Here is a 13,679-nt window from a genome sequence, read left to right as displayed (position 1 = left end):
AGGACTTCTGGAGGGGGATCTGGGGGGATCGCGGGGGTTCTGATACGGAGGGGAAAGCCGAGAGGCCCGGTCGACGGACCGGGCCTCTCGAAGTTTTTGGACGCCGTAAGGCAGTGGATCAGGCGCCGTGTCGGCGGTGGCTCAGAAGAACACTCCGCAGCGCAGCAGTACGTTCGCGTACGGCCGTGCCTCGCCGGTGCGGACGATCAGGCGCGCGTCCGCCGACAGTGACTTCAGTTTCTCGTGCGGGACCAGCTCCAGAGTGGGGAAATGTCCCTCCAGCAGCGCCGTCGCCCGGGGGTTCGCCTCGCGGACCTCGGTGGCGGCCGTCGCGCCCTCCACCACCAGTTCGTCCAGGAGCCCGTCGAGCACGGACGCGAAGGACGGCACCCCGGCCCGGAAGGCCAGGTCCACCACTCGCGGGCCCGCCGGTATCGGCATTCCCGCGTCGCACACCAGGACCTCGTGCCCGTGCCCCAGCTCGGCGAGCGCGCCCGCGAGATGACGGTTCAGGATTCCGGACCTCTTCACCGGGAAGCGACCTCCTCGGCGGTGGGGAAGGACTCCTGGGCGCCGGGGCGGGTGACGGCGGCCGCCCCGACCCGGGCGGCGTAGGCGGCGGCGTCGGACAGGGACTCCGACTGCCCGAGCCGCCAGGCCAGCGCCGCCGTGAACGCGTCGCCCGCCCCCGTCGTGTCCACGGCCTCGACCTCCACCGACGGCACCCGGGCGACGCCCTCCGCCGAGGCCACCAGCGCGCCCTCCGCACCCAGCGTGACGACCACCGAGCGCGGGCCGAGGGCCAGCAGGGCCGTCGCCCAGTCCTCGGGGGAGTCCCCGAGAGCCGTACCGACGATCACTCGTGCCTCGTGCTCGTTCACGATCAGCGGGTCGCAGGCCGCGAGGAGCTCGGTGGGCAGCGGGCGCGGCGGTGAGGGGTTCAGTACGAAACGGCTGCCGGGAGCGAGGCTCCGTACGACCTCCACGACCGTCTCCAGCGGGATCTCCAGCTGTGCCGAGACCACCCGGGAGGTCTGGAAGAGGCTCCCGGCGGCCCGCACGTCCTCGGGCGTGAGCCGGCCGTTGGCCCCCGGCGAGACCACGATGCTGTTGTCCCCGGACGGGTCCACCGTGATCAGTGCGACCCCGGTGGGCGCCCCGCCGACCAGCACGCCTGCGGTGTCGACGCCGGCCTCGCGCTGCGAGTCGAGCAGCAGCCGGCCGTGCGCGTCGTCGCCGACCCGGGCCAGCAGGGCCGTACGGGCCCCGAGGCGGGCGGCGGCGACCGCCTGGTTGGCGCCCTTGCCGCCGGGGTGGACGGCGAGGTCGGAGCCGAGCACCGTCTCCCCGGCCGCGGGCCTCCGCTCGACCGCGATCACCAGGTCGGCGTTGGCCGATCCCACGACCAGAAGGTCGTAGTCGTACATGAACTGTCTCCCTGTATGGGTGAGTTGGTGCGCGGGTACGGGCGGATCCCGTCGGATCCGCCCGTACCGCCTGCCGCCTGCCGGCCGGCGACGGTCAGCCGCCGAACCCGGCCACGTTCTCCTTTGTGACCACCTTCACCGGCACCTTCACCGTCTCCTGGACCGTCTTGCCCTCGGCGGCCTTCAGCGCGTTGTCCACCGCGATCCGGCCGAGCTCCTTCGGCTGCTGGGCGACGGACGCGTACAGCGTGCCCGCCTGGACCGCCTTCAGGCCGTCGGGCGTGCCGTCGAAGCCGATGACGGAGACCGACTTGCCCGCCTTGGAGCCGAGCGCCTTGATCGCGCCGAGCGCCATCTCGTCGTTCTCGGCGAAGACGCCCTGGATGTCGGGGTGCGCCTGGAGCAGGTTCGTCATCACGTCGAGCCCCTTGGTGCGGTCGAAGTCCGCGGGCTGCTGGGCGACGACCTGGATGCCGGGGTAGGCCTTCAGGCCCTCGGCGAAGCCCGCGCCGCGCTCGCGGCTCGCGGACGTACCGGCCAGGCCCTGCAGGATCACGATCTTGCCCTTGCCGCCCAGCTTCTCGGCGAGCGCCTGGGCGCCCAGCTTGCCGCCCGCGACGTTGTCGGAGGCGACGAGCGCGGCCGTGTTCGCCTTGTTCACACCGCGGTCGACGCCGACGACGGGGATGTCGGCCTTGTTCGCCGCGCGGACCGCCGGGCCCGCCGCGTCCGAGTCCACCGGGTTGACGATGATCGAACCGAGGCCCGAACTGGTGAAGTTCTGCAGCTGGTTGGCCTGCTGCGAGGCGTCGTTCTGCGCGTCCGTGACGGTCAGGTCCACGCCGAGCTTCTTCGCCTCCTGCCGGGCGCCCGCCTCGATCTGGACGAAGAAGGGGTTGTTCAGAGTGGACAGGGACAGGCCCACCTTCTGGGTCGTCGAGGACGAGCCGTTGTGCAGGAAGGACATCGCGCCGACGATCGCCGCCGCGACCACGGCCGCGATGATGTACGTCGCCGCCTGCTTGCCCCTGCCGCCCGGCGCGCCGGCACCGGCGGCCACCGGAGTCGCCCCGGCCTTGCGCCGCACCGTGTCGAGCAGCACCGCCAGCGCGATCACGACACCGATGACGACCTGCTGCCAGAAGGCGGACACGGACAGGAGGTTGAGCCCGTTGCGCAGCACCGCCAGGATCAGCGCGCCGATCAGCGTGCCGGACGCCTTGCCCGTGCCGCCCGCGAGCGAGGCGCCGCCGATGACGACCGCGGCGATCGCGTCGAGCTCGTAGCCCTGCGCGGCCTGCGGCTGCGCGGAGGAGAGCCGGGAGGCGAGCACGATGCCCGCGGCGGCCGCGAAGAGACCGGAGAGGGCGTAGATCGCGAGCTTCTGCTTCTTCACCCGGAGGCCCGACAGACGCGCGGCCTCCTCGTTGCCGCCGATCGCGTACATGGAGCGGCCGATGTACGTACGGCCCAGGATCACGGCCGTGATCAGGCCCATGACGACCATCACGAGGACCGGCACCGGCAGCCAGCCGCCGAGGGTGTCACCGAGGTGCGAGACCGAGTCGGGGAAGGCGATCGGGCTGCCCTGCGAGATCACCAGGGAGAGGCCGCGGCCCACCGAGAGCATGGCGAGCGTCGCGATGAACGGTGGCAGCTTCCCGTACGCGATCAGTACGCCGTTGACCAGGCCGCACGCGATGCCGGTGGCGACCGCGAGGATCATCGCGATCCAGACCGGGACGCCCTCCGAAGTCGCCATCCAGGCAAGGACGGTGGCCGACAGCGCGGCGACCGAGCCGACCGACAGGTCGATGCCCGCCGAGACGATCACGAAGGTGACGCCGAAGGCGAGGATGGCGGTGACGGCCGCCTGGACGCCGATGTTGAGCAGGTTGTCCGTCGTCAGGAAGTCGCCGGACAGTGCCGACATCGCGATGACGAGGGCGATGAGCGCGGTGAGCGCTCCGTTGTCGAGCAGGAGGCGGCGGACCGCCGAGGCGCCACTCGCGCCCGATGCGCTCTTGAGCGTGTCAGTGGCCACGGGGGGCCTCCCTTTCAGTGTTCGTGCTGACGGCGAGGGCCATCACGGAGTCCTGCGTCGCCTCGGCGGAGGAGAGTTCGCCCGCGATCCGGCCCTGGGCCATCACCAGGACCCGGTCGCTCATGCCGAGCACCTCGGGCAGATCGCTGGAGATCATCAGGACGGCGGCACCGGCTGCCGTCAGTTCGTTGATCAGCTGGTAGATCTCGACCTTGGCGCCGACATCGATGCCGCGGGTCGGCTCGTCGAGGATCAGCACCCTGGTGTCGGCGAGCAGCCACTTGCCGATGACGACCTTCTGCTGGTTGCCGCCGGACAGGGTGCGTACGTGCTGGCCGAGGCCCGCCATCCGGACGCCGAGCTGCTCGGCGATCCGTGCGGCGGCCTCCCGCTGGCCCTTGAGGTCCACGAGCCCGCCGCGCGTGGCGGCACGCATGGTGACCAGGCCGAGGTTCTCCTCGACGGAGGCGTCCAGAACGAGGCCCTGGCCCTTGCGGTCCTCGGGGATGAGCCCGATGCCGGCCTCCATAGCGGCGTTCACGTCGTGGCGGCGCAGCGCGGAGCCGGCGACCTTCACGGCGCCCTTGTCGTAGGGATCGGCGCCGAAGACCGCTCGTACGACCTCGGTGCGTCCGGCTCCCACGAGCCCCGCGATGCCGACGACCTCACCGGCCCGCACCTCGAAGCTCACGTCGTGGAAGACGCCGTCCTTGGTGAGCCCCTCGACGGTGAGCAACGCGGCCCCGGCATCCGCCCGTTCGCGCGGATACTGCTGCTCGATGGACCGGCCCACCATGAGGCGTACGAGTTCGTCCTCGGGTGTGGACGCGGGCACCTGGCCGACGCTCTTGCCGTCCCGGATGACCGTGACCCGGTCCCCCAGGGCGGCGATTTCTTCCAGATGGTGCGTGATGAAGACGATGCCGACACCGTCCTCGCGCAGCCGGCGCACGATGGTGAAGAGTTTTTCGACCTCTTCGGAGGTGAGCACCGCGGTCGGCTCGTCCATGATCAGGGCGCGCGCGTTCAGGCTCAGCGCCTTCGCGATTTCGACCATCTGCAGGCGTGCGATGCCGAGTTCGCGCACCCGCGCGCGGGGGGACACGTTCACCCCGACGCGCTTCAGCAGCTCGGCGGCCTCGGCCTCCATCGTCTTCCGGTCGATCATCCCGAAGCGGCGCGGCTGCCGGCCCAGGAAGATGTTCTCGGCGACCGTGAGATCGGGGACGAGGTTGAACTCCTGGTAGATGGTCGCGATCCCGAGGCGCTCGGAGTCCTGCGCCCCCTGGATACGGACCTCCTCGCCGTCGACGAGGACGCGCCCGGCGTCGGGGTGGTAGGCGCCGGAGAGCATCTTGATCAGCGTGCTCTTGCCCGCGCCGTTCTCGCCGAGCAGTACGTGCACCTCGCCGCGGCGCAGATCGAAGTCCACGCTGTCGAGCGCGACCACGCCGGGGAAGGTTTTGCGTATGCCCTCGATGCGCAGCAACTCGTCCAGGTTGCTCACGACTGGCTCCTGTTCGTTACGGGGGACTCGCCGCACGAGCGGCGTACGACGAGACGGGCGGCGAGGGCGACGGACTTCGGGGGCCGCCCCTCGATGCGGTCGACCAGGGCGCGTACGGCGGCCCGGCCCAGCTCGCCCGTCGGCTGGGCGATCGCCGTGATCGGCGGATCGGTGTGCACGAACCAGGGGATGTCGTCGAACGCGGCGAGCGCGATGTCGTCCGGAACCCGCATCCCGCGCGCGCGGATGGCGTCCAGCGCGCCGAGCGCCATCAGGTTGTCGGCGGCGAAGACGACCTCGGGCGGCTCGGCCAGGTCGAGGAACCCCTCGGTGACCCGACGGCCGCTCTCGGCCTGGAAGTCGCCCTGGCCTATGTAGGCGTCCGGGAGGGGAATCCCGCACTCGGCCATGGCCTCCCGGAAGGCCTCGACACGCTCGCTGCCGGTCGTGGTGGCCGCCGGTCCCGCGATGATGGCGAGCCGCCGGTGCCCGAGGCCGTGCAGATGGGCGACCAGGTCACGCACGGCCGCGCGCCCGTCCGCCCGGACGACGGGCACGTCCACGCCCGCGATCCAGCGGTCCACGAAGACCATCGGTGTCCCCGCGCGCGCGGCGTCCAGCATCCCGGGCGAGCCGCCGTCGGTGGGGGAGACGAGGAGGCCGTCGATGCGCCGGTCCAGCAGCGTGCGTACGTGGTGGTCCTGCAGGTCGGGCCGCTCGTCGGCGTTGCCGATGATGACGCTGTAGCCGAGCGCGCGGGCCTCCTCCTCGACGGAGCGGGCCAGCTCGGTGAAGTACGGGTTGAGTACGTCGCTGATGACGAGGCCCAGGGTGCGGGTCTCGTCGGTGCGCAGGGAGCGGGCCACGGCGTTCGGGCGGTAGCCCAGGGCCTGCACGGCGGCCAGCACTCGGGTGCGTGCGTCCGCGCTGACCGACGGATGGTCGTTCAGGACCCGCGAGACCGTGGCGACGGATACGCCGGCCTCGGCGGCAACGTCCTTGATGCTTGCCATCGCCGCTCCACCTCCTCGTGGAATCGATTACACGAGGGATTGGAATCGATTACACGAAGGTTGACAAGACCCCGAGACAGGATCGTGATGAAGTCGTCCATGGCGTCGACGCACTCCTGGCGGAGTCGTCCACGGCGTCCGCGCGATGTCGGAGGCGGGCGGTAGCGTCGGATCATGTCCAATCAGGCGGGGAACCGGCAGGTGCACCTGGCGGTTGTGGAAGGCGTACTGGAGCGGATCACCTACGCCAACGAGGAGAACGGGTACACGGTCGCCCGGGTCGACACCGGCCGAGGCGCTGGCGACCTGCTCACGGTCGTGGGCTCACTTCTCGGCGCCCAGGTGGGGGAGTCGCTCCGCATGGAGGGCCGCTGGGGCTCCCACCCGCAGTACGGCAAGCAGTTCACCGTCGAGAACTACACGACGGTCCTCCCGGCCACCGTCCAGGGCATCCGCCGCTATCTCGGCTCCGGGCTGGTCAAGGGCATCGGCCCGGTCTTCGCCGACCGCATCACCCAGCACTTCGGCCTGGACACCCTCCAGATCATCGAGGAGGAGCCGAAGCGGCTGATCGAGGTGCCGGGCCTCGGCCCCAAGCGCACCAAGAAGATCGCCGACGCCTGGGAGGAGCAGAAGGCGATCAAGGAGGTGATGCTCTTCCTCCAGACCGTCGAGGTGTCCACGTCCATCGCGGTCCGCATCTACAAGAAATACGGCGACGCGTCGATCTCGGTCGTCAGGAACCAGCCCTACCGCCTCGCGGCCGATGTCTGGGGCATCGGCTTCCTCACCGCCGACAAGATCGCCCAGTCCGTCGGCATCCCGCACGACAGCCCGGAGCGCGTCAAAGCCGGTCTCCAGTACGCGCTTTCGCAGTCCGCCGACCAGGGCCACTGCTATCTACCCGAGGAGCGGCTGATCGCCGACGCGGTGAAGCTGCTCCAGGTGGACACGGGCCTGGTCATCGAGTGCCTGGCCGAGCTGGCGGCGCCGGCCGAGGACGGCGAGGACCCCGGTGTCGTACGGGAGAAGGTCCCGGCCCCCGACGGCGGCGCCCCGGTGACGGCCGTCTACCTGGTCCCCTTCCACCGCGCCGAACTCTCCCTCTCCGCCCAGCTGTTGCGCCTCCTGCGCGGCGACCAGGACCGGATGCCCGGCTTCCACGACGTGGCCTGGGACAAGGCGCTGGCCTGGCTGAAGGGGCGCACGGGCGCGGAGTTGGCGCCCGGGCAGGAGGAGGCCGTCCGCCTCGCGCTCACCAAGAAGGTCGCCGTGCTCACCGGAGGCCCCGGCTGCGGCAAGTCGTTCACGGTCCGCTCGATCGTGGAACTGGCGCGCGCCAAGCGGGCGAAGGTCGTCCTGGCCGCCCCCACGGGCCGCGCCGCCAAGCGCCTCGCCGAGCTCACCGGCGCCGACGCCTCCACCGTGCACCGGCTCCTGGAGCTCAAGCCGGGCGGTGACGCGGCCTACGACAAGGACCGCCCGCTGGACGCCGACCTGGTGGTCGTGGACGAGGCCTCCATGCTCGACCTCCTGCTCGCCAACAAGCTGGTCAAGGCGGTGGCTCCGGGCGCCCATCTGCTGTTCGTCGGAGATGTCGACCAGCTCCCCAGCGTCGGCGCGGGCGAGGTCCTGCGGGACCTGCTCGCCGACGGGAGCCCCATCCCTTCCGTCCGCCTCACCCAGGTCTTCCGCCAGGCCCAGCAGTCCGGCGTGGTGACGAACGCGCACCGGATCAACTCCGGGCAGCACCCGGTCACCGACGGTATGAAGGACTTCTTCCTCTTCGTCGAGGACGACACGGAGGAGGCGGGCCGGCTCACGGTGGACGTGGCGGCGCGACGGATTCCGGCCAGGTTCGGCCTCGACCCGCGCCGGGACGTACAGGTGCTGGCCCCCATGCACCGGGGCCCGGCCGGCGCGGGCAACCTCAACGGCCTGCTCCAGCAGGCCATCACGCCCGGCCGCCCGGACCTCGCCGAGAAGCGCTTCGGCGGCCGCGTCTTCCGGGTCGGCGACAAGGTCACCCAGATTCGCAACAATTACGAGAAGGGCAAGAACGGCGTCTTCAACGGCACCGTGGGCGTTGTCACCTCGCTCGATCCGGACGAACAGCGCCTGACGGTGCTGACGGACGAGGACGAGGAGGTGCCCTACGACTTCGATGAACTCGACGAGCTGGCCCACGCGTACGCGGTGACCATCCACCGCTCCCAGGGCAGCGAGTACCCGGCGGTGGTGATCCCCGTCACCACGGGCGCGTGGATGATGCTCCAGCGCAACCTGCTCTATACAGCCGTCACCCGCGCCAAGAAGCTGGTCGTCCTCGTAGGCTCCCGCAAGGCGATAGGGCAGGCGGTGCGCACGGTGTCGGCCGGACGGCGCTGCACGGCCCTGGACTTCCGGCTCGCACCCCGCTCCCTGGAGGGCTGACGCCCGGTCTCCCGGAGGGTAGGCAACGGCCTTGAATCGGCGGCTCGGAGGCCTGCGCGGGCAGGCATCACAAAAAATGATCGATCAAATGAGTCGCAAAGGTCACACAGCACTTCCGGAACCAGGGCGAAGGGGGGCAGGATGAGCAGGTTGGCGGCACTGAGTGCCGCCAATAGGCCCAATGGTCGACCCCGAGTGCACTCTCCAGGGCCAAATGGGGGATGGTAGAGACAGTCAGGGCACCTCGAAGAAGAGGCACAACGTCGGTGAGGGATGACGTGAGCGACAACTCTGTAGTACTGCGGTACGGCGATGGCGAGTACACCTACCCGGTGATCGACAGCACCGTCGGCGACAAGGGCTTCGACATCGGGAAGCTCCGCGCCCAGACCGGGCTGGTGACTCTCGACAGCGGGTATGGCAACACCGCCGCCTATAAATCCGCTATCACCTACCTCGATGGCGAGCAGGGCATCCTCCGGTACCGCGGCTACCCGATCGAGCAGCTGGCCGAGCGCTCCACCTTCCTCGAGGTGGCCTCCCTGCTGATCAACGGCGAGCTGCCGACCGTCGACGAGCTCTCCACCTTCAAGAACGAGATCACGCAGCACACCCTGCTGCACGAGGACGTCAAGCGCTTCTTCCAGGGCTTCCCGCGCGACGCTCACCCGATGGCGATGCTGTCGTCGGTGGTCAGCGCCCTGTCGACGTTCTACCAGGACAGCCACAACCCGTTCGACGAGAAGCAGCGTCACCTCTCGACGATCCGCCTTCTCGCCAAGCTTCCGACTATCGCGGCGTACGCATACAAGAAGTCGATCGGTCACCCCTTCGTCTACCCGCGCAACGATCTCGGGTATGTCGAGAACTTCCTGCGCATGACCTTCTCGGTTCCCGCCCAGGAGTACGAGCTCGACCCGGTCGTGGTCTCCGCGCTCGACAAGCTGCTGATCCTGCACGCGGACCACGAGCAGAACTGTTCGACCTCCACCGTGCGCCTGGTCGGCTCCTCGCAGGCGAACATGTTCGCCTCGATCTCGGCCGGCATCAGCGCCCTGTGGGGCCCGCTGCACGGTGGCGCCAACCAGTCGGTGCTGGAGATGCTCGAGGGTATCCAGGCCAACGGCGGCGACGTGGACTCCTTCATCCGCAAGGTGAAGAACAAGGAGGACGGCGTCCGCCTGATGGGCTTCGGCCACCGCGTCTACAAGAGCTTCGACCCGCGCGCGAAGATCATCAAGGCCGCGGCGCACGATGTCCTCTCGGCGCTCGGCAAGTCCGACGAGCTGCTCGACATCGCGCTCAAGCTGGAGGAGCACGCGCTCTCCGACGACTACTTCGTCTCGCGCAACCTCTACCCGAACGTGGACTTCTACACCGGTCTGATCTACCGGGCGATGGGCTTCCCGACCGAGATGTTCACCGTGCTCTTCGCGCTCGGCCGCCTCCCGGGCTGGATCGCCCAGTGGCACGAGATGATCAAGGAGCCGGGTTCCCGCATCGGCCGCCCGCGCCAGATCTACACCGGCGAGGTCCTGCGCGACTTCGTCCCGGTCGAGGCGCGCTGAGCCTGGTTCGCCGACGTCTCCGTACGCGTGCAGTCGTACGGAGACGCCGCCGCGAGCGGTACACAAGCTGCATAGCCGCACAAAAACGGAAAGCGCCCCGCTACCGGTCCCCCCACGGGCCGGCAGTCGGGGCGCTTTCCTTGTCCCGGTACGGATTCCCCCCACGGGATCCGGCCGGGCGTCTGTGGACAGCGCCTGAATCGCTGCGAACTGGCTGCGAGCCAAATGAGCAGAACTCGCGGTACTGCGATGCGGTCTGCCGGGACGCGCACGGATCGGGAGGGCCGCTCAAAGCTCCCCGGTGTACGTGCCCCGGCAACGCAATTTCCGGGAACGTCCCCCAAGACATCCCCAGATGTCAGTCACGCCCCCCAAGACGCTTCTGACATCGCCAACTTAGACTCACGAACCCCTTCGATGGTTACGTTCACATCACTGTGATCTGCGTCTCTTGCATATGTCCTGAAGATGCGCAAGAGCCCCGATATGGTAATCGGGGCTCAAGCGTAAGGAAGATGCGTGAGCCTTGTGAAGAGCTTATGTGAGCCTGCCGTTGGACTCTAGAGGGACTCATACCCCATCGTCATGAGAATGCCCTGAGCCGAAGGCTGTTCGTCACCACGAACACCGACGAGAAGGCCATCGCGGCCCCCGCGATCATGGGGTTCAGCAAACCGGCGGCGGCCAGCGGCAGCGCCGCCACGTTGTATCCAAAGGCCCAGACGAGGTTTCCCTTGATGGTCGCGAGCGTCCGCCGCGACAGCCGGATCGCGTCCGCGGCCACCCGCAGGTCCCCGCGCACCAGCGTCAGATCGCTCGCCTCGATCGCCGCGTCCGTCCCCGTGCCCATCGCCAGGCCCAGATCGGCGGTGGCCAGCGCCGCCGCGTCGTTGACCCCGTCGCCGACCATCGCGACGGTCCAACCCTCGCTCTGGAGCCGCTTGACGGCGTCGACCTTGTCCTCGGGCAGCACCTCCGCGATCACGTCCCCGGAGTCGATGCCGACGGCACGCGCCACGGCCTGGGCGACCGCCCGGTTGTCGCCGGTGAGCAGAACCGGCGTGAGCCCCAGGGCACGCAGCGCGCGTACGGCCTCGGCGCTGGTCTCCTTGATCGCGTCGGCGACGGTCAGGACACCGAGTGCCACACCGTCCCGGGCGACCACGACGGCCGTACGCCCCTCCGCCTCGGCCGCGCTCTTCGCGCCCGCCAGTTCGTCAGGGAGCACCTCCAGGAACCGGCCCACCGTGACCTCGTGACCGTCCACGCGCCCGCGTACCCCACGCCCGGGCACGTTCGCGAAGTGCTCCACGGCCGGAAAGCCGCCGGCGCGCTCCTGAGCGCCCGCCGCGATCGCCCGGGCAATCGGATGCTCGGAGGCGTGTTCCAGGGCGCCGACGAGCCGCAGAACGTCCTTCTCGGCGGTGCCGTCGACGACGTACACCTCTTGAAGTTTCATCCGTCCCGTCGTCACCGTCCCGGTCTTGTCCAGGACGACGGTGTCGATGCGGCGCGTGGACTCCAGGACCTGGGGACCCTTGATGAGGATGCCGAGCTGGGCGCCGCGGCCCGTGCCGACCATCAGGGCGGTGGGGGTGGCCAGGCCCAGCGCGCACGGGCACGCGATGATCAGCACCGCGACGGCCGCCGTGAAGGCCGCGGCGGTGTCACCCGTGGCCGCGAGCCAGACCCCGAACGTGGCCAGCGCGATCAGCAGCACCACCGGCACGAAGATCCCGGAGATCCGGTCGGCGAGGCGCTGCACCTCGGCCTTGCCGTTCTGCGCGTCCTCGACGAGCCGTGCCATCCGGGCGAGTTGGGTGTCCGCGCCGACCCGGGTGGCCTCGACGACGAGCCGGCCCCCGGCGTTCACGGTCGCGCCGGTCACGGCGTCGCCGACGGTCACGTCGACCGGCACGGACTCGCCGGTCAGCATGGAGGCGTCGACGGCGGAGGAACCCTCCACCACCGTCCCGTCAGTGGCGATCTTCTCGCCGGGCCGTACGACGAAACGGTCGCCGGCCGTGAGCTGTGCGACGGGGACACGGACCTCACGTCCATCCCGCAGCACGGCGACGTCCCTGGCGCCCAGCTCCATCAGCGCGCGCAGCGCCGCACCCGCGCGCCGCTTCGAGCGGGCCTCCAGATAGCGGCCGAGCAGGATGAACGCGACCACACCGGCGGCGACTTCGAGGTAGATCGTCGACGCGCCGTCCATGCGGGAGATGGTGAGCCTGAACTCGTCGTGCATGCCCGGCATGCCCGCGTCCCCGAAGAACAGCGCCCACAGCGACCAGCCGAACGCGGCGAGCGTGCCGACCGAGACCAGCGTGTCCATGGTGGCCGCGCCGTGCCGCGCGTTGGTCAACGCGGCCTTGTGGAAGGGCAGCCCGCCCCAGACGACGACGGGCGCGGCAAGCGTCAGCGAGAGCCACTGCCAGCTGTCGAACTGGAGGGCCGGGACCATGGACAGCAGGACCACGGGGAGGGCGAGCAGGGCGGAGACGACGAGGCGCGCACGGAGGGAGGCGAGCTCGGGATCCACCGCGGACGCGGCCGCCTCCTCGGGCGGCGCGGGCGGTGGGGGCTCCTCGGCCGTGTATCCCGTCTTCACCACGGTGGCGATCAGATCGGCGACCTGTACGCCCTCCGGGTAGGAGACCTTCGCCTTCTCCGTCGCGAAGTTGACCGTGGCGGTGACGCCGTCCATGCGGTTGAGCTTCTTCTCGACGCGGGCCGCGCAGGAGGCGCAGGTCATTCCGCCGATGGAGAGCTCCACTTCCGAGGTGGTGGAGGTCGCGGGTGTCTCGGATGTCGCGGCTATGGGTGTCGCGGGTGCTGCGGTGGTCATGGTCCGGCTCCAGTGGAGGAACCGGGCCGTACGGAGCCAGTATCAGCTGGTCGGTACGGCCCGGTGTGGCGGAGAGGTGTTCCTGAGGGCTGCTCAGGCCTTGCCGACGAGCTCGAAGCCCGCCTCGTCCACCGCGGCGCGGACCGTGGCCTCGTCGAGCGGGGCCACGGAGACGACGGTGACCTCGCCCGTCGAAGCCACGGCCTTCACCGAGCTGACGCCGGCGATCTCGCCGATCTCGCCGCTGACCGAGCCTTCACAGTGCCCGCAGCTCATCCCGCTCACCTTGTAGACGGCGGTGACGGAACCCGGGGTTTCGGTCTGGGCGGTCATGTCGTTGCTCCTCAATGAGGCGTGTGGCGTGTGCCGTACGTATGGGGAAGGGGCCCCTGGGGTCCCAGGTTTCCCCTCGATGCTCACCCCACTGTACCCCTAGGGGGTATTTCTAACGAGGTGTCGCGGCGTGCCGGCGGGCGCGTCCAGGCGATCCCCGCGAGCGAGACGAGGACCAGGCCGCCCTGCGAAGGCGGTGGACCAGTGCGCCCAGGACCGTTCGGGGTGGGCCTACGGGTCAGGACTCGTTTCTGCCCGCTGTCCAGGAACGGTGGAGCAGGTAGTACTCCCATCAGGGGCACCGAGTGCACGGCCTGCCAAGAAGTAGTCGGACGCGGCCACGCGCCGAGGTCCCGGCCTGTGCCGCTCGGCGGTGCTCGCCGCACTGCCGGCGTGCGGGATCGGCGCCGGCTGCCGGTGCCGCTGGTCATCTTCGGGATCCTGCTTCGGGATCCTGGTCGGCCCCGGCGTATTGGGCTGGGCCGGTGAGGGGCCATCGACGG

General features: G+C 69.9%; 9 protein-coding genes. 2 read left to right on the top strand and 7 right to left on the bottom strand.

Annotated elements, in window-relative coordinates:
• Positions 1-141: 141 nt before the first annotated feature.
• The 5 genes from rbsD to ACZ4RZ_RS13105 all read right to left on the bottom strand — a co-directional run bounded on the left by rbsD (position 142) and on the right by ACZ4RZ_RS13105 (position 5,991).
• Entirely contained in the window at positions 142-531 is a 390-nt protein-coding gene (rbsD, locus tag ACZ4RZ_RS13125; protein ID WP_467744140.1) for a D-ribose pyranase, read from the bottom strand.
• A complete protein-coding gene (locus tag ACZ4RZ_RS13120) occupies positions 528-1,427 on the bottom strand; it encodes a ribokinase (protein WP_467744138.1) in 900 nt (299 codons plus the stop codon). The genes rbsD and ACZ4RZ_RS13120 overlap by 4 nt, the downstream gene beginning before the upstream one ends.
• 94 nt (positions 1,428-1,521) lie before the next feature.
• Positions 1,522-3,471 (bottom strand): ABC transporter permease/substrate-binding protein, encoded by a 1,950-nt coding sequence (locus tag ACZ4RZ_RS13115; RefSeq protein WP_467744136.1) that lies wholly within the window; start codon positions 3,469-3,471, stop codon positions 1,522-1,524.
• Positions 3,461-4,978, bottom strand: a complete 1,518-nt coding sequence (locus ACZ4RZ_RS13110) for a sugar ABC transporter ATP-binding protein (RefSeq protein ID WP_467744135.1) — start codon at positions 4,976-4,978, stop codon at positions 3,461-3,463. The genes ACZ4RZ_RS13115 and ACZ4RZ_RS13110 overlap by 11 nt, the downstream gene beginning before the upstream one ends.
• A complete protein-coding gene (locus ACZ4RZ_RS13105) occupies positions 4,975-5,991 on the bottom strand; it encodes a LacI family DNA-binding transcriptional regulator (protein WP_467744133.1) in 1,017 nt (338 codons plus the stop codon). Before ACZ4RZ_RS13105 ends, ACZ4RZ_RS13110 begins: the two co-directional genes overlap by 4 nt.
• Before the next feature lie 174 nt (positions 5,992-6,165).
• Here ACZ4RZ_RS13105 and recD2 point away from each other — a divergent pair, with 174 nt between their 5' ends.
• Both recD2 and ACZ4RZ_RS13095 read left to right on the top strand, forming a co-directional pair.
• Positions 6,166-8,424 (top strand): SF1B family DNA helicase RecD2, encoded by a 2,259-nt coding sequence (gene recD2, locus ACZ4RZ_RS13100; RefSeq protein WP_467744132.1) that lies wholly within the window; start codon positions 6,166-6,168, stop codon positions 8,422-8,424.
• Positions 8,425-8,702: 278 nt separating this feature from the next.
• Complete coding sequence (locus ACZ4RZ_RS13095) at positions 8,703-9,992, top strand: citrate synthase (protein WP_369246732.1); 1,290 nt, start codon at positions 8,703-8,705, stop codon at positions 9,990-9,992.
• 583 nt (positions 9,993-10,575) lie between these two features.
• On the opposite strand, the gene ACZ4RZ_RS13090 is transcribed toward ACZ4RZ_RS13095, so the two are convergent.
• Positions 10,576-12,843: a heavy metal translocating P-type ATPase gene (locus tag ACZ4RZ_RS13090; RefSeq protein ID WP_467744131.1), complete on the bottom strand. Its 2,268-nt coding sequence runs from the start codon at positions 12,841-12,843 to the stop codon at positions 10,576-10,578.
• 93 nt (positions 12,844-12,936) lie between these two features.
• Positions 12,937-13,176: a heavy-metal-associated domain-containing protein gene (locus tag ACZ4RZ_RS13085; protein ID WP_467744129.1), complete on the bottom strand. Its 240-nt coding sequence runs from the start codon at positions 13,174-13,176 to the stop codon at positions 12,937-12,939.
• Between the last annotated feature and the right edge of the window lie 503 nt (positions 13,177-13,679).

The sequence above is a fragment of the Streptomyces sp. NPDC027189 genome, from assembly GCF_055566975.1.
Note: the sequence above shows the minus strand (reverse complement) of the source record. Positions and strands in the feature narration are given on the sequence as shown.